The 23,863-nt window shown below is 44.3% G+C and carries 21 protein-coding genes and 1 other annotated feature; of the genes, 18 read left to right on the forward strand and 3 right to left on the reverse strand.

The genetic code is table 11. The annotated features are described in order from the left end of the window. The first annotated feature begins 6 nt into the window (after positions 1-6). The 3 genes from EUBC25_RS11940 (at position 7) to EUBC25_RS11950 (ending at position 3,714) form a co-directional block, all read left to right on the forward strand. Entirely contained in the window at positions 7-1,674 is a 1,668-nt protein-coding gene (locus EUBC25_RS11940) for a ribonuclease J (RefSeq protein WP_230105705.1), read from the forward strand. Positions 1,675-1,784: 110 nt separating this feature from the next. After that, on the forward strand, positions 1,785-2,426 hold the full coding sequence (locus EUBC25_RS11945; RefSeq protein WP_230105706.1) for an O-methyltransferase: 642 nt from the start codon (positions 1,785-1,787) through the stop codon (positions 2,424-2,426). 55 nt (positions 2,427-2,481) lie between these two features. Next, positions 2,482-3,714: a peptidase U32 family protein gene (locus tag EUBC25_RS11950; protein ID WP_230105707.1), complete on the forward strand. Its 1,233-nt coding sequence runs from the start codon at positions 2,482-2,484 to the stop codon at positions 3,712-3,714. Positions 3,715-3,736: 22 nt separating this feature from the next. On the opposite strand, the gene sigK is transcribed toward EUBC25_RS11950, so the two are convergent. After that, entirely contained in the window at positions 3,737-4,354 is a 618-nt protein-coding gene (gene sigK / locus EUBC25_RS11955) for an RNA polymerase sporulation sigma factor SigK (protein ID WP_230105708.1), read from the reverse strand. 257 nt (positions 4,355-4,611) lie between these two features. Between sigK and EUBC25_RS11960 the strand changes: the two genes are divergently transcribed. From EUBC25_RS11960 to thrS, 13 genes are all read left to right on the forward strand, one after another. Beyond that, the gene (locus EUBC25_RS11960) at positions 4,612-6,153 is read left to right on the forward strand and encodes a YifB family Mg chelatase-like AAA ATPase (protein ID WP_230105709.1); all 1,542 of its coding nucleotides are present in this window, start codon (positions 4,612-4,614) and stop codon (positions 6,151-6,153) included. After that, complete coding sequence (dprA, locus tag EUBC25_RS11965) at positions 6,150-7,238, forward strand: DNA-processing protein DprA (RefSeq protein WP_230105710.1); 1,089 nt, start codon at positions 6,150-6,152, stop codon at positions 7,236-7,238. Before EUBC25_RS11960 ends, dprA begins: the two co-directional genes overlap by 4 nt. A gap of 30 nt (positions 7,239-7,268) precedes the next feature. Continuing rightward, the gene (gene topA, locus EUBC25_RS11970; RefSeq protein ID WP_230105711.1) at positions 7,269-9,347 is read left to right on the forward strand and encodes a type I DNA topoisomerase; all 2,079 of its coding nucleotides are present in this window, start codon (positions 7,269-7,271) and stop codon (positions 9,345-9,347) included. A gap of 72 nt (positions 9,348-9,419) precedes the next feature. Next, positions 9,420-10,202, forward strand: coding sequence for a GTP-sensing pleiotropic transcriptional regulator CodY (gene codY, locus EUBC25_RS11975; RefSeq protein ID WP_230105712.1), 783 nt, complete (start codon positions 9,420-9,422; stop codon positions 10,200-10,202). Positions 10,203-10,269: 67 nt separating this feature from the next. Then, positions 10,270-10,572, forward strand: coding sequence for a hypothetical protein (locus tag EUBC25_RS11980; protein ID WP_230105713.1), 303 nt, complete (start codon positions 10,270-10,272; stop codon positions 10,570-10,572). Positions 10,573-10,684: 112 nt separating this feature from the next. Next, positions 10,685-10,969, forward strand: coding sequence for a co-chaperone GroES (locus tag EUBC25_RS11985; protein ID WP_230105714.1), 285 nt, complete (start codon positions 10,685-10,687; stop codon positions 10,967-10,969). Positions 10,970-11,040: 71 nt separating this feature from the next. Then, positions 11,041-12,663 (forward strand): chaperonin GroEL, encoded by a 1,623-nt coding sequence (gene groL, locus EUBC25_RS11990; protein WP_230105715.1) that lies wholly within the window; start codon positions 11,041-11,043, stop codon positions 12,661-12,663. A gap of 168 nt (positions 12,664-12,831) precedes the next feature. Continuing rightward, a complete protein-coding gene (locus EUBC25_RS11995; protein ID WP_230105716.1) occupies positions 12,832-13,326 on the forward strand; it encodes a DUF6106 family protein in 495 nt (164 codons plus the stop codon). Positions 13,327-13,424: 98 nt separating this feature from the next. Then, a complete protein-coding gene (gene guaB, locus EUBC25_RS12000) occupies positions 13,425-14,879 on the forward strand; it encodes an IMP dehydrogenase (RefSeq protein WP_230105717.1) in 1,455 nt (484 codons plus the stop codon). A 137-nt stretch (positions 14,880-15,016) separates the two neighbouring features. Beyond that, positions 15,017-16,051, forward strand: a complete 1,035-nt coding sequence (locus EUBC25_RS12005) for an aldose epimerase family protein (protein ID WP_230105718.1) — start codon at positions 15,017-15,019, stop codon at positions 16,049-16,051. Between the two features lie 93 nt (positions 16,052-16,144). Beyond that, positions 16,145-16,834 carry a peptidoglycan recognition protein family protein gene (locus EUBC25_RS12010; protein WP_230105719.1) on the forward strand — a complete coding sequence of 230 codons (690 nt, stop codon included), beginning with the start codon at positions 16,145-16,147 and terminating at the stop codon, positions 16,832-16,834. 14 nt (positions 16,835-16,848) lie between these two features. Beyond that, positions 16,849-17,448: a DNA-3-methyladenine glycosylase I gene (locus EUBC25_RS12015; RefSeq protein ID WP_230105720.1), complete on the forward strand. Its 600-nt coding sequence runs from the start codon at positions 16,849-16,851 to the stop codon at positions 17,446-17,448. Between the two features lie 139 nt (positions 17,449-17,587). Further along, positions 17,588-17,814: a binding site (T-box leader), on the forward strand. A gap of 200 nt (positions 17,815-18,014) precedes the next feature. After that, complete coding sequence (thrS, locus tag EUBC25_RS12020) at positions 18,015-19,766, forward strand: threonine--tRNA ligase (RefSeq protein ID WP_304999993.1); 1,752 nt, start codon at positions 18,015-18,017, stop codon at positions 19,764-19,766. A 243-nt stretch (positions 19,767-20,009) separates the two neighbouring features. On the opposite strand, the gene EUBC25_RS12025 is transcribed toward thrS, so the two are convergent. Both EUBC25_RS12025 and EUBC25_RS12030 read right to left on the reverse strand, forming a co-directional pair. Then, entirely contained in the window at positions 20,010-20,210 is a 201-nt protein-coding gene (locus EUBC25_RS12025) for a hypothetical protein (RefSeq protein ID WP_230105722.1), read from the reverse strand. Positions 20,211-20,329: 119 nt separating this feature from the next. Then, positions 20,330-22,330, reverse strand: a complete 2,001-nt coding sequence (locus EUBC25_RS12030) for an NAD(P)/FAD-dependent oxidoreductase (protein ID WP_230105723.1) — start codon at positions 22,328-22,330, stop codon at positions 20,330-20,332. 205 nt (positions 22,331-22,535) lie between these two features. On the opposite strand from EUBC25_RS12030, the gene EUBC25_RS12035 reads away from it, so the two are divergent. Together EUBC25_RS12035 and EUBC25_RS12040 are read left to right on the forward strand one after the other, a co-directional pair. Beyond that, complete coding sequence (locus EUBC25_RS12035) at positions 22,536-23,321, forward strand: shikimate kinase (RefSeq protein WP_230105724.1); 786 nt, start codon at positions 22,536-22,538, stop codon at positions 23,319-23,321. Next, entirely contained in the window at positions 23,321-23,854 is a 534-nt protein-coding gene (locus tag EUBC25_RS12040; protein ID WP_230105725.1) for a YqeG family HAD IIIA-type phosphatase, read from the forward strand. The genes EUBC25_RS12035 and EUBC25_RS12040 overlap by 1 nt, the downstream gene beginning before the upstream one ends. The last annotated feature ends 9 nt before the right edge of the window (positions 23,855-23,863 follow it).

Genomic DNA, 23,863 nt, shown 5'->3' on the forward strand with positions numbered 1-23,863 from the left:
GTAAACTTGAAGAAAGAAAACAATGGAAAACTGCGTATCATTCCGCTTGGAGGCCTGGAGAAGATCGGAATGAATATTACTGCCTTTGAATACGAAGACAGTATTATTGTGGTGGACTGCGGTCTGGCTTTCCCGGAGGATGATATGCTCGGTATTGACCTGGTCATCCCGGATATTACTTATCTGAAGGATAATATTCAGAAAGTAAAGGGATTTGTCATTACCCATGGACACGAGGATCACATCGGAGCGCTGTCATATGTTTTAAAGGAAATGAATCTTCCCATTTATGCAACAAAACTTACAATGGGTATTATTGAAAAGAAGCTGACAGAGCATAACCTTCTGCGCAGCACACGAAGGAAAGTCGTAAGATTCGGACAGTCTATCAATCTGGGACAGTTCCGGATTGAATTTATCAAGACAAACCACAGCATCCAGGATGCCTCTGCCCTTGCCATCTATTCACCGGCAGGGATCGTGGTGCATACCGGAGACTTTAAGGTGGACTATACGCCGGTATTTGGCGATGCTATTGACCTGCAAAGATTCGGAGAGATTGGGAAGAAAGGAGTATTGGCGCTGATGTCAGACAGTACCAATGCAGAAAGACCCGGATTTACACAGTCAGAGCGTACAGTAGGTCATACTTTTGACCATCTGTTTGCGGAACACCGTAATACAAGGATTATTATTGCTACATTTGCATCCAACGTGGACCGCGTGCAGCAGATCATTAATTCGGCTTACAAATATGACAGAAAAGTTGTTGTGGAAGGCCGGAGCATGGTAAATATCATTTCTACGGCTCAGGAACTTGGTTATCTGAACGTACCGGATAAAACTCTGATCGAGATTGACCAGCTGAAGAATTATCCGCCGGAGAAGACAGTTCTGATCACCACAGGAAGCCAGGGAGAATCTATGGCCGCGTTATCCAGAATGGCAGCTGATATTCATAAGAAAGTGACGATCATGCCGGGAGATACGGTTATTTTCAGTTCCAATCCTATACCGGGGAATGAAAAGTCTGTATCAAGAGTGATCAATGAACTTTCTGAAAAAGGGGCCAACGTTATTTTCCAGGATGCCCATGTTTCCGGACATGCCTGTCAGGAAGAGTTGAAACTGATCTATTCTCTTGTGAAACCGAAATATGCGGTTCCGATCCACGGGGAATACCGTCACAGAAAGGCAAACGCTTCTCTGGCACAGTCCCTTGGAATCCCGAAAGAGAACATTTTTATGCTGCAGTCCGGCGATGTGCTGGAAGTCAGCGATAAGGAAGCAAAAGTAGTCGATAAAGTACACACAGGAGAAGTGCTGGTAGACGGTCTTGGTGTCGGCGATGTAGGAAATATTGTATTGAGAGATCGTCAGCATCTTGCAGAAGACGGAATCCTGATCGTTGTCATGACGCTGGAGCGGGGAACTAACCAGCTTCTGGCAGGACCGGATATTGTATCACGAGGCTTCGTATATGTCAGAGAGTCCGAAGGTCTTATGGAAGATGCAAGAAAAGTGCTGGTGGAGGCGGTGGACAATTGCCTGCATCGGCAAAGAGGCGCTGACTGGAGCAAGATCAAGCTGGTAGTACGTGACACGATGAATGAATTTATCTGGAAACGCACGAAGAGACGCCCGATGATCCTGCCGATTATTATGGATGTTTAATACACTTTGGGACGTAACACTTTTCAAAAGTGTTACGTCCCAAATTAACGTAAGTGGTGGGTAAAACTGCAAATAACCCTGTGTAAAAATGAAATGGAGTATATGTAAAAGTGATAACGGACGAACGTTTGACAACATTTATCAACTCTCTGGAGAGCCGGGATCTGCCTATTTTGGAGGAAATTGAGCAGGAGGCTCTGGATGCGAATGTGCCGATCATCCGAAAGGAAACCCAAAGCTTTCTGAAGGTATTGCTTCAGATCCATCGGCCTATGCGTATACTGGAAGCCGGAACGGCAGTGGGATTTTCCGCGCTTTTGATGAACGCCTATGCCCCGGAGGGATGTCATATTACTACAATTGAAAATTATGAAAAGCGTATTCCGATCGCGAGGGAAAATTTCCGCCGGGCAGGAAAAGAAGAGGCAATTACCCTGGTAGAGGGGGATGCCCTGGAAGTGATGAAAGGTCTCGAGGGACCCTTTGATCTTATTTTCATGGACGCGGCAAAAGGACAGTATATTCATTATATGCCGGAGGCGATCCGGCTCTTAAGAAAAGGAGGCCTTTTGGTATCTGATAATGTGCTGCAGGATGGAGATATTCTGGAATCCCGCTTTGCGGTGGAGAGGAGAAACCGGACCATTCACAGCAGAATGAGGGAATATCTGTATGAACTGAAGCACGATGAGAGACTTCTTACTTCCATTGTTCCGCTGGGAGATGGAATTGCGCTGAGTGTAAAGCAATAGATTCAGTATAAAACAGCTGAGTATGAAACAATAATGGAAAGGATAAAGGGAGAAAATGAAGAAAAGACACCCGGAACTGCTGATCCCGGCAAGCAGCCTGGAAGTATTGAAAACAGCAGTTATTTTTGGAGCCGATGCAGTTTATATCGGCGGAGAGGCATTTGGACTGCGTGCAAAAGCAAAGAATTTTTCCCGTTCCGATATGGAAGAGGGGATAAAGTTTGCTCACGAACACGGAGTAAAAGTTTATGTGACAGCCAATATTCTGGCTCACAATGATGATCTGCCGGGAGTGAGGGAATATTTTGAAGAGTTGAAGGAAATGAAGCCCGATGCGCTGATCATTGCCGATCCGGCCATTTTCGATATTGCAGGAGAAATCTGTCCTGAAATCGAGCGGCATATCAGCACTCAGGCCAACAATACGAATTATGGAACATATAATTTCTGGTGGCGCCTGGGGGCAAAGAGGGTGGTGTCGGCGAGGGAGCTGTCTCTGGAAGAAATTAAGGAGATCCGCCGCAATATTCCGGAAGAGATGGAAATTGAAAGTTTTGTGCACGGCGCTATGTGTATTTCCTATTCCGGAAGATGTCTTCTGAGCAATTTCTTCACAGGAAGAGATGCAAACCACGGAGCCTGCACCCATCCCTGCAGATGGAAGTATTCTGTCATGGAGGAGACAAGACCTGGCGAATATATGCCGGTTTATGAAAATGAAAGAGGTACGTTTATCTTTAACTCCAAGGATCTGTGCATGATCGAGCATATCCCGGAATTGATCGACGCCGGTATAGACAGTCTGAAAATTGAAGGGCGCATGAAAACAGCCCTCTATGTAGCTACAGTGGCAAGAACATACCGCCGGGCTATTGACGACTACCAGAAAGATCCGGAGCTTTATCGGAAAAATATGCCCTGGTATCTGGAACAGATCATAGGCTGTACATACCGGCAGTTTACCACGGGATTTTATTTTGGAAAACCGGATGAGACAAGCCAGATATATGACAACAATACTTACGCAAAAGATTATACCTATCTTGGAATCATAGGAGAAGAAAAGGACGGATTGTACCGGATTGAACAGAGAAATAAATTTTCTGTGGGGGAACAGATTGAGATCATGAAGCCGGACGGAACAAATGCAGAGGTAAAGGTGAAGAGGATTCTTGATGAAGATGGAAACGAACAGGAGAGCGCGCCTCATCCGAAGCAGGTTCTGTATGTGGATCTGGGAGAAAAAGCGGATCGGTATGATATTTTAAGAAGAAAAGAAATAGAATAAAGTGCAGGAAGCTGCGGGCAGATCAAAAATAGGCCCGCAGCTTTTCTATTGCACTCTTTTCGATTCTGGAAACGTAAGAACGAGAGATACCAAGCTGTCTGGCAATCTCCCGCTGTGTGTATTCTTCTTCGTTATATAAACCATATCTCATTTTCAGGACCAGACGTTCCCGTGGAGAGAGGACGGATTCCACTTTAGAGTACAGAAGCCGGATATCGTCTCCCAGCATAACTTTCTCATGGGCATCATCATTTTGTGATTCAATGATGTCAAAAAGCTGGATTTCATTGCCCTCCCGATCTGTTCCGATGGGTTCATAGAGAGAGATTTCTTTTGAAGATTTTTTCTTCGTTCTTAAATACATCAAAATTTCATTTTCGATACACCTTGCCGCATAAGTTCCGAGGCGTACAGATTTGTCAGGATTGAAAGTAACGACCGCTTTGATCAGCCCGATGGTGCCGATGGAGAGAAGATCTTCTGTGTCCTCATCTGCAGTCTGGTATTTGCGGACGATGTGCGCGACCAGGCGCAGGTTTCTCTCGATAAGGATGTGTTTGGCTTCCAGGTCTCCTTCCGTATATTTCTGCAGGTAGTATTGCTCTTCAGCGGCTGTTAGAGGAGAAGGAAAGGATTTCAATAGAAGCACCTCTTAGCGTAGTTAATTACAGTCTATGTGAAAACAGGCTGATTCGTGCTTTTCCATGTGCAAATATCTCTTTTGTCCAAGAAAACAGCAACATGGGAATTTGAGTTGACAAGTTTACGTAAATAATATATTATGTGGACTATAAAAGGCAACATAAATGATAAAAAAGTTCTGTTTCGATCAATTTCAATTCAGGCAGTCTGCCTGAAGAAACAATCTCACATGTCAAATGAAAAAGGAGGAATATGATGAGTGTAGGTACGGTATATTCCGCAGCTCTCCAGGGACTTGAAGTAAAATTTGTACAGGTGGAGGCAGATCTAAGCACCGGACTCCCCATGTTTCATATGGTGGGGTATCTTGCGGCAGAGGTGAAGGAAGCCGGAGAAAGAGTAAGGACAGCTATCCGAAATTCCGGCATTACTTTTCCGCCCAAAAGAACGGTGATCAATCTGTCTCCCGGAAATATAAGAAAGAGAGGTTCTTCTTTTGACCTTGCAATCGCATTGTCTATCCTGGTGTCTCTGGGGGAAATTCCCATCTCGGTACTGGAATCTGCAGTTGTTGTAGGAGAGCTGGGGCTTGACGGTTCTATCCGTCAGGTGGCGGGAGTGCTTCCTATTGTGTGGGAAGCGAGAGAACAGGGGATGAAGATGTGCCTGATTCCTGTAGAAAACAGAGAGGAAGCAGCTTTAGTAGACGGGATCCGCATTTATGCATTCCGGACGCTCCGAGAATTGTGGGAAACACTGTCCGGCGGTATTGTGCCCCAAAAGAGTAGGAGAAGCAAAATAACTGCAGAAAGGACAGAGAAGGAATCCTCCCTGGATTTTGCAGATGTAAAAGGGCAAAAAGGTGTAAAGCGTGCAGCAGAAATTGCAGTAAGCGGCGGGCATAATCTTTTGATGATCGGACCGCCGGGAAGCGGAAAATCTATGATCGCAAGCCGCGTTTCTACCATACTTCCCCCTCTGACCGAAAAAGAGAGCATTGAGCTGACGAAAATATACAGCGTACAGGGACTTTTGCAAAATGAGTTCCCGCTTATAACAAAGCGACCTTTCCGGGAGGTGCATCATACAGTGACAAAGGCGGCGCTGATCGGAGGCGGCCAGTATCCTGTGCCTGGAGAAATCACTATGGCAGATAAGGGAGTTCTGTTTCTGGATGAGCTGACAGAGTTTGCAAGACCGGTACTTGAAGTGCTCCGTCAGCCTCTGGAAGAAAAAAGGATACGGCTGGTGAGAAAACAGGGAGTGTATATATTTCCTGCTGATTTTATGCTGGTTGCAGCAATGAACCCCTGCCCCTGCGGATACTATCCGGATTTGTCAAGGTGCAGCTGTACTTCCGGTCAGATCCAGCAGTATCTGGGGAAAATCAGCCAACCGCTGCTTAGCCGTATTGACCTTTGCATTGACTCGCCGGGACTGGATTACGGTACGCTGAAATCTTCATCAAAAGAGGAATCCTCTGCAGAGATCAGAGCCCGGGTATGTGAGGCCCGGGAACGTCAGAGGAGAAGATACAAAGAGGAGGATTTTCTTGTCAACGCCCTGATTCCGGCATCCAGGATCTCTTTATACTGCTCTTTGGGAGCGGAGGAAGAAAGAGTGATAAAAGAAGCGTTTACAAGGATCGGGCTGACGGCGCGTACTTATCACAAAACACTGAAGGTGGCAAGAACCATTGCGGATCTTGCGGGACAGGAGAAGATTGGCGTAAGACATTTAAGAGAGGCAATCGCCTATCGTATGCCGGATCAAAGATACTGGGGGAATCTGAAATGAAATATGAATACTGGTTTGCTTCGATCCGGGGACTTTCACATCAGAAAAAGAGAAGGCTGCGGGATGCAGCGGGCAGTGGGGAAGCCATATATTATATAGAAGAAAGCTTGCTGAAAAAGCAGGAATACCTGACAGAAAATGACAGAAAAACAATCGGATTTTGTCAGAAAAACAGCAAAGTGGGAGAAGAGTATGAAAGATTTTTGGAGAAAAATATAAAGTTTATCCCTTATTTTGATCCGGCTTATCCGCAGAGAATGAAAGACTTGAATGACCAGCCTTATGCTTTGTTTGTCAGGGGAAATCTGCCAAAAGAAGACAGAGTGTCGGCAGCAATTGTAGGTGCCAGACAGTGCAGTGCTTATGGAGAAAGGCAGGCAATCGCTTTTGCGGAACTCCTTGCAGGGGCGGGAGTACAGATCATCAGCGGGATGGCAAGGGGGATAGATGGGGCGGCAGGAAGAGGGGCAATAAATGCAGATGGATGCACATATGCTGTATTGGGATCTGGCGTGGATGTATGCTATCCGCGGGAGAACAGGGGACTTTATGTTGATATACAAAAATCAGGAGGAATCTTATCGGAGCAGCTTCCCGGCAGTCCGCCTCTTCAGGGGAATTTCCCCAGAAGAAATCGGATCATCAGCGCTCTTTCGGAGCTTGTACTTGTCATGGAAGCAAGAGAAAAGAGCGGTTCGCTGATTACAGCAGATTTTGCATTGGAACAGGGAAAGGAGGTGTATGCGCTTCCGGGACCGGTGACAAGTCCTTTGAGCCGGGGATGCAATGCTTTGATCCGGCAGGGAGCGGGGATATTGATTTCAGCGGAAGACTTTGTGGAGGAGATGAAAACAATGGGCTATTTAAGGAAGAATTTCGCTAAAAAATCAGACAAAAATAAAAAAATGCTTGAAAGCACCGAAAATATATTGTATAGTTGTCTCGATTTGTTTCCCAAGGGAGTTCATCAGCTCATAGAAGAAACAGGATTGGAACCGTTTCAGGTTATGGAAACGCTGGTGGCTTTGGAATTAAAAGGATACATTCAGGAAATTTCGAAAAATTATTATATCCGTTCAGAATAAGAAACGCAGAAGGTATTGGAGGAAAAAAGTATGGCTCATTATCTTGTTATTGTAGAGTCTCCTGCAAAAGTAAAAACAATAAAAAAGTTTTTGGGAAGTAATTATACAGTTATGGCTTCCAACGGTCATGTGCGGGATCTCCCAAAAAGTCAGCTTGGAATCGATGTGGAGCATGATTATGAACCGAAATATATTACCATCCGCGGGAAGGGGGATATCCTTGCCAGCCTTCGCAAGGAAGTAAAAAAAGCGGATAAAGTTTATCTTGCAACCGACCCTGACCGTGAAGGGGAAGCGATTTCCTGGCATTTGTGTAAAGCATTGAAACTGGAAGATAAAAAGACATATAGGATCAGCTTTAACGAGATCACTAAAAATGCAGTAAAAGCATCCATTAAAAATGCAAGAGAGATTGATATGGATCTTGTAGACGCCCAGCAGGCCCGGCGGGCGCTGGATCGTGTCGTTGGATATAAGATCAGTCCTCTTTTGTGGGCGAAAGTAAAGAGGGGATTAAGCGCCGGACGTGTACAGTCTGTGGCTCTTCGGATCATCGCAGACCGGGAGGAAGAGATCAATGCCTTTATTCCCGAAGAATATTGGACTCTGGATGCCGTCTTAAAAGTAAAGGGTGAGAGGAAGCCTCTGACAGCTAAATTCTATGGGACTGAAAAACAAAAAATGACGATTCGTTCTGAAAGCGAGCTGAACCAGATAGTAAAAGAGCTGGAGGGAGCAGACTATCAGGTGGCAGATATCAAAAAAGGAGAGCGCTACAAAAAAGCTCCGGTGCCTTTCACTACCAGTACCATGCAGCAGGAGGCATCGAAAGTGCTGAACTTTGCTACGCAGAAAACGATGCGTATTGCACAGCAGCTTTATGAAGGAATCGATATTAAAGGAAACGGAACAGTGGGTCTTATCACTTATCTGCGTACAGACTCCACCCGTGTTTCCGATGAGGCAGAAGCCAGTGTAAGGGAGTACATCTCGGGAAATTACGGAAGTGAATTTGTCGCTTCCGGTGCAGCGGGAAAGGAAAATGGAAAGAACATACAGGATGCCCATGAGGCTATTCGTCCTACAGATGTAACAAGAACTCCGGCTGCTGTGAAAGAATCTTTGAGCAGAGATCAGTTCCGCCTGTATCAGTTGATCTGGAAGAGATTTGTCGCCAGCAGGATGAAACCGGCAAAATATGAGACAACATCTGTCAGAATTGCGGCGGGAGATTACCGTTTTCAGGTTGCGGCTTCTAAGATTGTTTTTGAAGGATTCCGCACAGTTTACACAGAAGCAGATGAGGAAAAAGAAGAAACCAATGTGCTCTTGAAGGGACTGGATAAAGATTCTGTCCTGAATTGGGAAAAATTTGACACAAAACAGCATTTTACCCAGCCGCCGGCACATTATACGGAAGCTTCCCTTGTAAAGACACTGGAAGAGCTTGGAATCGGGCGCCCCAGTACTTATGCCCCCACGATTTCTACAATTATAGCCAGAAGATATGTAGCAAAGGAAAACAGGAATCTTTACCTGACGGAGATCGGAGAGGTAGTGAACAATATTATGAAGCAGTCCTTTCCGGCCATTGTAGATGTGAATTTTACGGCAAACATGGAAGGCCTTCTTGATAAAGTTGCAGAAGGAAAAGTTGCATGGAAAACAGTAATTGAAAATTTTTACCCTGATCTGGAAGAAGCGGTAAAGATTGCAGAAAAAGAGCAGGAAAGCGTCAAGATTGAAGATGAAGTCACAGATGTGATCTGTGAAGAATGCGGACGGAATATGGTGATCAAGTATGGACCTCACGGAAGATTTCTTGCCTGCCCCGGATTTCCGGAGTGCCGCAATACGAAGCCCTATCTGGAAAAGATCGGAGTGAAATGTCCCAAATGTGGGAAAGATATTGTCCTTAGAAAAACGAAAAAAGGAAGAAAATATTACGGATGTGAAGATAATCCGGATTGTGATTTTATGTCCTGGCAGAAGCCGTCAGAGCAGAAATGTTCAAAATGCGGCGGTTACATGGTAGAAAAGGGAAGTAAACTTGTCTGTATGAATGAAAAATGCGGATATGTAGAAGCAAAAAAAGCAAAAGATAATTAAGAAAATTTCGCATAATCATTGTAATTTCCAGAATTGTATGATAATATAATGTTCAAAGGATGGAGGATGCTTATGAGTGTACAATTATTAGATAAAACAAGAAAAATCAATAAATTACTGCACAACAATAACTCCAGCAAAGTAGTTTTCAATGACATCTGTGAAGTGTTGACAGAAATATTGGATTCCAATGTATTGGTAATCAGTAAAAAAGGAAAAGTTCTTGGAGCCAGCAGATGCAGTGGTGTAGGTGTGATCACAGAATTGATCAAAGGTGAAGTGGGCTGCCACATTGATGAGATGCTCAATGAGAGGCTTTTGAATATCCTGTCTACTAAGGAAAATGTAAATTTGGAAACTCTGGGATTTTCCCCGGAGGCAGCAAAAGGATATCAGGCGATCATCACTCCCATTGATATTGCCGGAGAGAGGCTTGGAACATTATTTATCTACAAACAGAATGCCGGCTATGAAATTGATGATATTATTTTAAGTGAGTATGGAACAACAGTAGTAGGCTTGGAAATGCTTCGTTCTGTAAACGAAGAAAATGCAGAGGAGACAAGAAAAGAACACATTGTACAGTCAGCCATCAGCACATTGTCCTTCTCGGAGCTGGAAGCGATCATTCATATTTTTGATGAACTGGAAGGAACAGAAGGGATTCTTGTGGCAAGCAAAATTGCAGACCGGGTGGGAATTACCAGATCAGTCATTGTAAATGCGCTCCGGAAATTTGAAAGCGCCGGAGTAATCGAATCAAGATCTTCCGGAATGAAAGGTACTTACATTAAAGTAGTGAATGATTATGTTTTCACAGAACTGGAAAAGATCAAAGAAGAAAGAAACAAATAAAAATCAGGACAGCACAAAGCAAAGGGTATCGGGGAACTGATACCCTTCTTTTGAGAAGGAGGACTTTATGTTTGAAAAATGCAGCGCAGTGCTGAAGATGACCAGTGTATTCCTGGAAGACGAACCCCTGGACAGGACAGAGTACACATGCACAGTCAGCAGGTATGATGAGGAAGGTGAACGCATATATCTGGTTATGAACGGAGAAGATATTACAAGGATATCGCTGGATGCAGAATACAGCTGTACCCTTATGGCTGAAGAGGAGCTGGTATGCCAGGGGAGAGTAAAGGAAAGATTTCTTGATAAAAACGGAAGCCAGCTTGTATTTGGCATTGAAAATGGATTTTATAAAAATAATCTAAACTAACAGAAAGTGTGTTGACAAACGAAAAGGAGAGTGCTATTTTATAACTAGAGTTTTTTAGCACTCTCTTTTTATGAGTGCTAACAAAATAGATAGCTTAAAGGAGGAACCATTCATGAAATTAGTACCATTGGGAGACAGAGTTGTATTGAAACAGTTAGTTGCTGAAGAAACAACAAAATCCGGAATTGTTCTGCCGGGACAGAATAAGGAAAAACCGCAGCAGGCAGAAGTTATCGCAGTAGGGCCGGGTGGAGTTGTAGACGGCAAAGAAGTAGAAATGCATGTGAAAGAAGGACAGCAGGTTATCTATTCCAAGTATGCTGGTACAGAAGTAGAAGCTGATGAAGAAACATACATCATTGTAAGACAGAGCGATATTCTTGCAGTGATTGAATAGAGATACAAATAAGCTAAGATAGATTACAGATCATAGACATTGAAAATAGAAGAACTAGGAGGAATGTTATCATGGCAAAGGAAATCAAATACGGAGCAGATGCCAGAGCAGCTCTGGAATCAGGAGTAAATCAGCTGGCCGATACAGTCAGAGTGACACTTGGACCAAAAGGAAGAAATGTAGTCCTTGACAAATCTTTCGGAGCTCCGCTTATTACAAACGACGGTGTAACGATCGCAAAAGAAATTGAGCTTGAGGATGCTTTTGAAAACATGGGAGCGCAGCTGATCCGTGAAGTTGCATCTAAGACAAACGATGTTGCCGGAGACGGAACAACAACAGCAACTGTGCTTGCACAGGCTATGGTCCATGAAGGAATGAAGAACCTGGCAGCAGGAGCAAATCCGATCGTTTTGAGAAAAGGAATGAAGAAAGCAACAGAGACAGCAGTAGAAGCGATCCAGAAAATGAGCAGCAAAGTAACAGGAAGAGATCAGATTGCAAGAGTTGCAGCAATTTCCGCAAGCGACGATGAAGTAGGTGAAATGGTCGCAGAGGCAATGGAGAAAGTTTCCAACGACGGTGTTATCACTATCGAGGAATCCAAGACTATGCAGACAGAGCTGGATCTGGTAGAAGGTATGCAGTTTGACCGCGGATATGTATCTGCTTATATGGCAACAGATATGGATAAAATGGAAGCAAATCTGGAAGATCCGTATATTCTGATCACAGATAAGAAGATTTCCAATATCCAGGAGATCCTTCCTCTTCTTGAGCAGATCGTACAGGCAGGAGCAAGACTTCTCATTATTGCTGAAGATGTAGAAGGTGAAGCTCTGACAACTCTTATTGTCAACAAACTGCGTGGAACATTTAATGTGGCAGCGGTAAAAGCTCCGGGATATGGTGACAGAAGAAAAGCAATGCTGGAAGACATTGCAATCCTGACAGGCGGACAGGTAATTTCCGATGAACTTGGGCTGGATCTGAAAGAGACAACAATGGATCAGCTGGGACGTGCAAAATCTGTAAAAGTTCAGAAAGAAAATACAGTTATTGTAGATGGACTTGGAGATAAAGAAGCAATTGCAGCTCGTGTTGCACAGATCAAAAAGCAGATCGAGGAGACCACTTCTGACTTCGACAGAGAAAAACTTCAGGAAAGACTTGCAAAACTGGCAGGCGGTGTGGCAGTAATCCGTGTCGGAGCAGCAACAGAGACAGAAATGAAAGAAGCAAAACTTCGTATGGAAGATGCTCTTGCAGCTACAAGAGCGGCAGTCGAGGAAGGAATTATTGCCGGAGGCGGATCTGCATATATCCACGCTTCCAAGGAAGTGGCAAAACTTGCTGATACTCTGGAAGGCGACGAGAAGACAGGAGCAAATGTTGTACTGAAAGCTCTGGAAGCTCCATTGTTCCACATTGTTGCAAATGCAGGTCTGGAAGGTGCGGTTATCATCAATAAAGTCAGAGAATCAGAGCCGGGACAGGGATTTGATGCATATACAGAACAGTATGTAGATATGGTAAAAGCCGGAATCCTGGATCCTGCAAAAGTTACAAGAAGCGCTCTGCAGAATGCAACCAGCGTTGCATCTACACTTCTGACAACAGAATCTGTTGTGGCAAATATTAAAGAAGAAACTCCTGCTATGCCGGCAGGCGGCGGTGGAATGGGCATGATGTAATTCCTCGCAGTGCGGAATATAAAAAAAGAATAAAAAAAGAAAACTCTCTGTAAGGGGAGTTTTCTTTTTTTGTCCATTTGTGATACAATATATGTACCCTCTCTTTGTAAGAGATAGATTCCCTTACAAAGAGAAGGTACATATCAATACAAAGCGGAGGAAAAAACAATGAGTGATTTTTATACAGAACAGCTGATAAAGAAACGTACAGACGGGAAGGACATTATGAAAAAGACAGTGCTGATTGCCCTGACGGTAATTTCATTTTTTGCCGCTTTTTTATTTCCGCTTCTTATGCTCCTTCCGGTTATTATGATCGTTGTGGATGTGTTTCTGTTCAGAAAATTGGATGTGGAATATGAATATATCTATATCAATGGTGATCTCGATATTGATAAGATCATGCACAAAGAAAAGAGAAAACACATGTTTTCTGCAAATGTAAAAGATATGGAGATTCTGGCGCCGGAAAATGCTTTCCAACTGAAGGATTTCAGAGAGTCTAAGTTCTATGATTACAGCAGCGGAAATCCGGAGTCCCGGAATAGATATATACTTGTGATCAGTCGTTCAGGAGAGATCACAAAAGTTCTTTTTGAGCCGAAAGAGGAGCTGATAGAAGGAGTTTACCTTCTGGCCCCCAGGAAAGTGATTCGAAAATAATGAAAAAGAATATGTGGAAACCTGTTGACAAAGAACCACAGTATTATGTATGATAGCACATAAACATAAGATGGATGAAGAAAGAGAGGATTTCAACGATGGGAAAAATTATTGGAGAAGGAATTACATTTGATGACGTACTATTGGTACCGGGTTATTCAGAGGTGATTCCAAATCAGGTAGACTTATCGACTGATCTGACAAAGAAGATCAGACTGAATATTCCTATGATGAGTGCAGGGATGGACACTGTAACAGAACACCGTATGGCGATTGCTATGGCAAGACAGGGAGGGATCGGTGTCATCCATAAAAATATGTCCATTGAGCAGCAGGCAGAAGAAGTGGACAAGGTAAAACGTTCAGAGAATGGCGTTATCACAGACCCGTTTTATCTTTCTCCTGAAAATACACTGGCAGATGCAAATGAGCTGATGGCTAAGTTCCGTATTTCCGGTGTGCCGATCACGGAAGGGAAAAAGCTGGTAGGTATCATTACCAACCGTGATCTGAAATTCGAGGAGGATTTTACAAAGAAGATCAAAGAATCCATGACTGCAGAAGGCCTGATCACAGCACCGGAGGGAATTACCCTGGAAGAGGCGAAAAAGATCCTGGCTAAGGCAAGAAAAGAAAAACTTCCTATCGTTGATGAAAACTTTAATTTAAAAGGTCTGATTACCATTAAGGACATTGAGAAACAGATTAAATATCCGCTGTCTGCAAAGGACGGGCAGGGACGCCTTCTGTGCGGCGCAGCGATCGGTATTACGGCAAACTGTCTGGAGAGAGCCCAGGAGCTGGTAAATGCAAAGGTGGATGTGATCGTTATGGACTCCGCTCACGGACACTCTGCAAACGTTCTGCGTACGGTTGATATGGTGAAATCAAAGTTCCCGGATCTTCAGGTGATCGCAGGAAATGTAGCGACCGGAGAGGCCACAGAGGCTTTGATCAAAGCCGGAGTGGATGCTGTGAAGGTGGGAATCGGACCGGGATCTATCTGTACAACCCGTGTTGTTGCAGGAATTGGTGTACCGCAGATTACAGCGGTAATGGACTGCTATGAAGTGGCGGACAAATACGGTATTCCGATTATTGCAGATGGTGGAATCAAGTATTCCGGAGATATGACAAAGGCTATTGCGGCAGGAGCCAATGTATGTATGATGGGAAGCATTTTTGCGGGATGTGACGAAAGCCCGGGAACATTCGAATTGTTCCAGGGAAGAAAATACAAAGTGTACAGAGGTATGGGTTCCATTGCTGCTATGGAAAACGGAAGCAAAGACCGCTACTTCCAGTCTGATGCGAAAAAGCTTGTGCCGGAGGGCGTGGAAGGCCGTGTGGCATATAAGGGAACAGTGGAAGATACAGTGTTCCAGCTTATGGGCGGTCTGCGTTCCGGTATGGGATACTGCGGAACTCCGACTATTGAAGATCTGAAGAAGAATGCAAGATTTATTAAGATTTCCGCTGCATCTTTGAAAGAAAGCCATCCTCATGATATTCATATCACAAAGGAAGCGCCGAACTACAGTGTAGACGAGTAAAGAGAGTTTAGCGGAAACGGCGTATCAATAGAAATATATAAGAAGGAGCAAGGGCAGAGAAATTTGCATTGTTCCTTCTTTTCTTTTTCGCTATAATAATTGATAGAAGTGTCGGTGTATGAGAGGAGAAAGAAACTATGAAAGAGATATTTGGAAAATTATCAGACGGACGGGAGATATCCCTTTTTACTCTGAAGAACAAAAACGGTATGGAAATCCGGGTCAGTGATTACGGCGCGGTTTTGGTCAATGTATTTGTGCCGGATAAAAACGGAGAAAAACGGGATGTGGTATTGGGATATGACAATCCGCAAGGATATGAAAATGGAGACAAATTTTTCGGGGCTATAGTGGGAAGAAGCGCCAATCGTATTGGAGGGGCCTGCTTCACTTTGAACGGAAAAACATATCGGCTGGAAAAAAACGATCATGACAATAACCTCCATAGTGGAATGGATTTTTATAATAAGCGGATATGGCAGGTGAAAGAGGCAGATGACAGCCATGTGATCTTCCTGCTTCACAGTCCGGATATGGATCAGGGGTATCCGGGAGCCGTGGATATCGAAGTGACGTACACTCTGACAGAGGACAACGGAGTAAATATTCATTATCATGCACTACCCGCAGCAGATACCATTTTGAATCTGACGAATCACAGTTATTTCAATCTGGATGGAGAGGGAACAGGGACGGTGTTGGAGCAGGAAGCGTGGATAAATGCTGATACCTATACTCCGGCAGATAAAGCTTCCATTCCGACAGGAGAGATTATCCCGGTAGCAGGAACTCCTATGGACTTCCGGGCAGGAAAGTTACTCGGAGAGGAGATAGACAGCAGCTATGAGGCGTTAAAGTTGGGAGGCGGATATGATCATAACTGGGTACTGAATGGAAGCGGGCTTAGGAAAGCGGCAGAGCTCCTTTCAAGGCAAAGCGGGATCAAAATGGAAGTTTATACGGATCTTCCGGGAATGCAGGTGTATACAGCGAATTTTCTGGAAGATGACCACGGGAAAAACGGTCATACATATGGAAGAAGAAGCGCAGTGTGTTTTGAGACACAGTATTTCCCGGATGCAGTAAATAAAGAGCAGTTTGCAAGTCCTGTTGTTTCAGCAGGAGAAATTTATGAGACAGAAACAAGATATTGCTTTTCTGTTGTTTCTTAAAATTTCAGGAAAAGATAAGTAAGTCTTCAGATTTCTTTTCGCAGCATATGATAGAATAAATATACAGTATGGCAAAAGTGTGGGAAAGAGAAGATGAATACAACGAGAAATATAAAAAGGAGAAAGACAAAAGCACAGCATCAAAGGCAGATGAAAAAATACTGGAAGAGAGGAATGATCTTCCTGGCTGTCCTTCTGGTCGCTTTGATCGGGATAAGAGTTCTGAAACCGGAATGGCTTGGCAGAGGGTACATAGAGTTTCAAAGCGATGAGATCGACGCCAGCAAGCCGGATATAGATGTGGAGCTGCTGACAGTAAATCCATATTCCCGGCCGGGGGCAGAGACAAATAGGATTACAGGAATTGTAGTGCATTATACAGCCAATCCCGGTTCTACAGCAATGGAAAACAGGGATTATTTTGAGGGATTAAAAGACAGCCATGAGACTCAGGCCAGCAGTAATTTTATTGTAGGATTGGATGGGGAGGTTGTACAGTGCGTTCCGACATGGGAAGTGGCCTATGCTTCTAATTCCAGAAATATAGATACGGTCTCCATTGAATGCTGTCATCCGGATGAGACAGGAGAGTTTACAGATGAAACCTACAACTCTCTGGTGCAGCTGTGTGCCTGGCTGTGTATGAAGTTTCAGCTGGACGCAGAGGATGTCATACGCCATTATGATGTGACAGGAAAGATCTGTCCAAAGTATTTTGTGGAAAATGAAGATGCCTGGAGTAATTTTAAGGAAGATGTACAGGCGGCTATAGACCGGACCTGAGAGGGGGATGCTGAATGAACCGATGCCCATGGTGTACATGTAATGATAAAATGATCCGTTATCATGATGAAGAGTGGGGAGTCCCGCTTCATGATGATCAAAAACAGTTTGAATTTCTGATGATGGAAGTCATGCAGTGCGGCCTCAACTGGAACATGATGATACAGAAGAGGGAAATCTTCCGGAAATGTTTTGAGGGATTTGATTTTGAAAAAGTAGCAGAATATGAAGAAAAGGATATCGAGCGGATTATGAACACGGAAGGAATGATCCGCTCCAGAAGAAAAATTGAGGCTGTTATACATAATGCCCGCTGTTTTCAGAAGATCAGAGAAGAATGGGGATCTTTCAGCGCCTATATCTGGCATTTTACGGATGGAAAGACCTATCTCTACACCGGACATAAAGATGGCAAGATACCTGCAAGAAACGGATTATCTGACAGGGTGAGCGCTGACCTGAAGAAAAGGGGGATGAAATACATGGGCTCCATTACAGTTTACTCTCATCTGCAGGCCTGCGGAATGATCAATGATCATCAGGAATCCTGTTTTCGTTATCAGGAAATTGTGGGAATGTCTGATGCAGTACATAAAAGGCGCGATAAGGAATAAGAGGCGTTTTGTCGTTGTGTTCCTTCGGCTTTGAAGGAAAAAGGCATTCGATTTTGTATGGAAAAAGCGAAAAAGATTGACTTTTCTATGTAGATGGTTATAATAAAAAATAGCTGGTCAGTCAGTGAAAATTAAAAAGATAAAAGCAGAGACGGAAAAGAGTATGCATGTGAGCTATCCAGAGAGAGGGGCAGTTGGTGGAAGCCTCTTATAGCAGAAGATGACAGAAAACCATTCCAGAGCTGTGCTGCCCAACGAAGCAGAAGCTTTCAGTATGCAGCATCGTAACTCCGCGTTAAGGGGACAGGTTTTTTAGACCAAAGTGAAAAATGAAGGTGGAACCGTGCGAAAGACCGCACCCTTGCAACAGGCAGCATAAGCTGTCGGGCAGGGGTGCTTTTTTATTCAATAGGAACTCCGTTCCCTATCGAATAAAACGCTCCGCGGGATGCGCACTCGCGCGAAGTGGAAGTTGCCGTTAAAGCGACCGCGCTCGGCGCGAGAGTTCCTCTTGCGGAACTCTTTGTTCTTCAATGCAGGGTTTTGAAAAAGAAAGGAGAAAAGATATGAAAGTAAGCATGAAAGACGGATCTGTTCAGGAAATGGCATTTACGGATGAGATTGGGCAGGAGGCGTTTCGTCACACTACATCCCATATTCTGGCACAGGCGGTAAAACGGCTCTATCCTGATACGAAATGTGCTATCGGGCCGGCCATCAAGGACGGATTTTACTATGATTTTGAATTTAGTTTTCCGTTTACATCTGAAAATCTGGCAGATGTAGAAAAGGAAATGAGAAAGATTGTAAAGGAAGCCCTTCCTCTTGAGAGAAGCAGCGTCAGCAGAGAAGAAGCTCTCAAACTGATGGAGGAGAGAAATGAACCTTATAAGGTGGAACTGATAGAAGAGCTGCCGGAAGGAGAAGAGATCAGCCTCTACAGACAGGGAGAATTCGTAGACCTGTGTGCAGGACCTCATGTTTCCAACACAAGTGTTGTGAAAGCATTTAAGCTCCAGAGTGTGGCAGGAGCATACTGGCATGGTGATGAGCACAATCAGATGCTGACAAGAATTTACGGTACATCCTTCCCGAAAGCAGCGGAGCTGGACGAATACCTGAAACGTATGGAAGAGGCAAAAAAGAGAGACCACAGAAAGCTTGGAAAAGAGCTTGGACTGTTTGCCATCATGGAGGAGGGACCGGGATTTCCATTCTTCCTTCCGAAAGGAATGGTTCTTAAAAACCTTCTGATCGATTACTGGAGAGAACTCCATACAAGAGAAGGATATGTGGAGATTTCCACTCCTATCATTTTAAGCCGTCATCTGTGGGAAAATTCAGGACACTGGGATCACTACAAAGACAACATGTATACCACAGTCATTGACGAGGAAGATTATGCAGTAAAACCAATGAACTGCCCGGGCGGAATGCTGGTATATAAAGTAGAGCCGCGTTCTTATAAAGATCTCCCGATGCGGGTTGGTGAGCTGGGATTGGTTCACCGTCATGAAAAATCCGGACAGCTTCACGGCCTGATGCGTGTGCGCTGCTTCACACAGGACGATGCCCATATTTTCATGACAGAAGATCAAATCCAGGACGAGATCAAAGGCGTTGCAAGACTGATTGATGAGGTATATTCCAAATTCGGATTTAAATATCATGTAGAGCTTTCTACAAGACCGGAAGACAGTATGGGAAGCGACGCAGACTGGGAGATGGCAACAGATGCTCTCCGTGGAGCACTGGAAGATCTTGGTCTTGATTATGTGGTAAATGAAGGAGACGGTGCGTTCTATGGACCGAAGATCGACTTCCATCTGGAAGATTCTATCGGAAGGACATGGCAGTGCGGAACAATTCAGCTCGACTTCCAGATGCCACAGAGATTTGAACTGGAGTATACAGGAGCAGACGGGGAGAAACACCGTCCGATCATGATCCACAGAGTAGCCTTTGGATCCATTGAGCGTTTCATCGGTATCCTGATCGAACATTATGCAGGGAAATTCCCGACCTGGCTTGCGCCTGTACAGGTGAAAATCCTTCCGGTATCAGAGAAATTTGCAGACTATGCAAAAGAAGTTTCTGATTCTTTGAAAGCAGCGGGAATCCGCGTAGAGACTGATGACAGAAATGAGAAGCTGGGATACAAGATCCGCAGCGCTCAGATGGAAAAAGTTCCATACATGCTGATTGTTGGTGAGAAAGAGGTAGAAGAGAAAGCAGTGTCAGTCCGTAAGAGAGACGAAGGCGACATTGGAAGCATAAAAGTAGAGGAATTTACCGTGAAAGTGCTGGAAGATAAATAGTGCTGAATCAGCAGAAGAGGAAAAGAAGGTAAAAGACAGCGTCAAGCGCTGAAAGAAGGATAGAAGCGGGGATAGTATCTGAAAAAGATATTGTCCCTGCTTCTTTTTGCCCTGAAGCAGTCAGTCAAATGATAAAAAGAAAAAAAGCAGATACGTACTGTACTGCTCATCACAAAAGATATATGGAATATTTCAGACTTTATCAGGAGATTTACAGAAGGCTTGAAGATCTGTTCCCTAAGTTCACATAGGATTTTCCATGATAACCATTCTGGCAACTGTCTGCGGATCTTCGCCATAGCTCTGTCTGGAAATCAGGATATTGTAAATATAGGTTTCGTCCAGTTCGAGCAGAGAAGAAATTTCGCTGATGCTTTTCCCGTCATCGTTTAAGGCGAGAACCTGCTGGACGTCTTTTGTAACTTCATTTAATGTTTTGGGCATGGGATAAGGTCCTTTCTTTCATATCTTTTTCTATAATGGCAGCGCTGCCCTACAGACAAGGCAGCGCTGTCAAAATATTATGGATCTATTGTAATACAGATGAATGAAAAATGCAAATCTTACAGGTAGTGCAGTCTGTCTAATGTGGCAAGTACCATGTGGCGGCCGGCGTCGGTACCGTCGATGATGCGTCTTGCACGGACAGAGTCTCCGATGTTGAGGATCTCGGTGTCTTCTCCGTCGAATCCTTCTACAATCTCATCCCACAGAGGCGCATAAGCTTTCATGCCGAGGCATACAAAACCATAATCAAAGGGAAGTTCCTCCTCCTTTCCATCTCTTTTCACAATGAAGGAGTGAGGATTTACTTTCTGAAGAGCAGTGTTGACAAGCTGTGTTACCTGATGTTTTTCCATGCATTCTTTCATGCTGGAAGTAGAAGAAGCGTCCAGTCCGTTTCCGATTGTTGGAAGCATTTCAATGATGGTTGTCTTTGCTCCGCGGGGAGCGAAAAATTCTACAACATCCAGTCCTACTGCACCCCCGCCGATGACGATGACAGTCTTTCCGGTCATATCTTTGTCAAATGCTTCTACATTTCCCATCAGATCCTTGATTCCGTATACGCCGGAGCCTTCCTTGCTGAGGTTTTCATGAAGCCCGTCGATCGGAGGCAGAAGAGGAACAGATCCGGTTGCGTTCACGACAAGATCCGGATGATAGGATTTGATCATATCTACCGTTGTGTCTACGCCGGTTTTAATTGTAAGGTTTTTCAGTTTTTCCGCCCGGTGTTTCAGATAGGTCGGGAAGTCGGCCAGTCTTTTCTTTGCAGGGATTTTGGAAATTTCTACGGACAGGCCTCCGATATGATCCTGTTTTTCAAGTAAAGTAACGCTGCAGCCCACTTCCGCTGCTGTACATGCTGCCTCAAGTCCGGCTGTTCCGGCTCCTACTACAACTACGTTGCAAGGTTTCCTTACCTGCTGTTTTTTGTAGGCTTCTCCATTGATAAGATCCGGATTGATGGTGCAGCGCAGTGGTTTGTTTCCGCCGATACGGTTTCCTACACAGCCGATGTTGCAGGAGATACATTTGCGGATATCCTCTACATCGCCGTATCTTGCCTTGTTGCACCAGTCAGGATCAGCGATGAGTCCGCGGCCGATGCCGATGATGTCAGAATCTCCCCGTGCCAGGATGTCTTCTGCAACCTGCGGATTCCGGATATTTCCGATAGCGATAGTCGGTTTGTGGAATTTGTCCCGCACTGCTTTCGCCATATAGGAACGCCAGCCGTCCTCCAGATAGTTTGCGTCGATCTGGTACTGGATGGATGGGTTTAAAGCGGAGGAGGTATCGAAAATATCAACCTCATCATTTAAAAATTCCAGATATTCCAGACAATCATCTACTGTGTTTCCGCCTTCTACAAGCTCGTCCACGCTGAGACGAAGAGAAATAGGAATCATAGGACCGACAGCCTTTCGCACCTCGTCAATAACCATACGGCAGAAGCGGGCTCGGTTCTCGGCGCATCCGCCAAATTCATCCGTGCGGTCATTCATAGTAGGAGATAAAAACTGGCTGATGAGATAAGAATGTCCCGCATGGATCTCTACCATGTCAAATCCTGCGTTTACTGCGCGCCTGGCAGCAGTGCCGTAATCTTTGGCAATGCTTTCCAACTCTTCCCTGGTAAGAGGGCGGGGGAGCTCTCCGCCTGGTTTGGAAGGAAGGGTGGAAGCGGAGACAGGCTGCATACCTATTCTGGAAGACATAGCGGATGCTCCTGCATGGTTCAGCTGCACGCCTATGCAGGCGCCATATCTGTGACAGGCTTCTGTGAGATTGAAAAGACGGGGGATATAGCAGTCTTTATCAATACGAAGCTGTGTAGTTCCATTGGATCCTTCCGGATATTTTACACATACATTTTCTACAATGATAAGTCCTGTGCCGCCGCGGGCTCTAAGTTCATAGTATTTGATGTGTTCGTCGGTGAGCTCTCCGGTATGTCCTGCGAAGTCGCTTCCCATAGGCATCATTGCAACACGGTTTGGCATGACCATTCCTCTTACTTTAAGAGGACTAAAGATATGTTTGAAGTTGTTCTTCATTTACGTTTACCTCCGTTTTATAAACCTTTGTTTGATCATATTATAAAATATTGTTAAAACAAAAACAAATTCATGTTTATGCCTTTGATGATAGAATCTGTCTATGGATTGAAAAATAAAAAGTGTTTTGTTATAATAAGTAACGATTCAGCCATGGGCCTAAGCAGTAGATCAGAGACTTGAACGGAAAAGGAGAAAAGGTGTAATGAATGATTTAGAGATGTATCGTGAACAGCTGGCGCTTTGTGATGATAAAATCATTGACGCTCTTGTGGAGAGAAATTCCATTGTGGAGAAGATTATGGCATATAAAGAGAAATACGGCATGCCGATTCTTCAGCCGCAGCAGGAGGAAAAGCAGAAAGCAAGACTGAAAGAAAAACTGGATGATAACAAATATAAAGAAGAAATTTACGATGTGTTCCGTCGGATCAACCGCAACAGTAAAAGGATACAGGCTCGAAAACTGTTCGATTACAATATTATATTGATTGGATTTATGGGAGCAGGCAAAACAACAGTTTCCGATTACTTGAGCACAATGTTCGCCATGAATATTGTGGAGATGGATCAGGTGATTTCAGAGAGAGAGGAAATGAGCATTCCGGATATTTTCGCTACATATGGAGAAGAGTATTTCCGGGAACTGGAGACAGAGCTTCTGGTGGAGATGCAGAGCAGGAAGAATACCGTAGTTTCCTGTGGAGGGGGAGCGGCCTTAAGAGAAAGAAACGTAAAAGAGATGAAGAAAAACGGAAGGGTGGTTCTTCTGACAGCGAGCCCGGAGACAATCTATGAGCGGGTAAAGGACAGCAACGACCGTCCGGTTTTGAACGGAAGAAAGAATGTGGCTGGAATTTCCGAATTGATGGAGCAGCGCCGTGAAAAATATGAAGCAGCGGCAGATATTGTTGTCAATACAGACGGAAAAAGTGTTTTGCAGGTATGCGAGGAAATGATCCAGAAATTAACAGAAATGGAAGAAGAATAATGTTTGAAAAATTTTTCCCGGACCGGTATGTGGCGTCCACATATGTGATAGACTTTGAAAAATTATATAAAAATGGAATAAGGGGATTGATATTCGATATTGATAATACACTTGTACCTCATGGCGCCCCGGCGGATGAACGGGCCATCCGGCTTTTTAAACGTCTGAAAGAAATCGGGTTTTCCTGTTGTCTGATTTCCAATAATCAGGAAAAAAGGGTAAGGACTTTTAATGAACCCATTCAGGTGGATTATGTATATAATGCCCACAAGCCGTCCACAAAGAATTATAAGAAAGCTATGGAGATTATGGGGACAGATGTGTCGGATACGGTGTTTATAGGCGACCAGCTCTTTACGGATGTGTGGGGCGCCAAACGCACGGGCATTCCCAGTATCCTGGTACGTCCTATTCATCCTAAGGAAGAAATCCAGATTGTTCTGAAGCGCTATCTGGAAAATATTGTACTGCATTTTTATAAGAAAAGCCTGGAAAAGGAAAAAAAGGTTGAAAAAAGCAGTAAACTATTATAAAATGGTAAA

The organism is Claveliimonas bilis, from assembly GCF_020892095.1.
Classification (GTDB): domain Bacteria; phylum Bacillota; class Clostridia; order Lachnospirales; family Lachnospiraceae; genus Claveliimonas; species Claveliimonas bilis.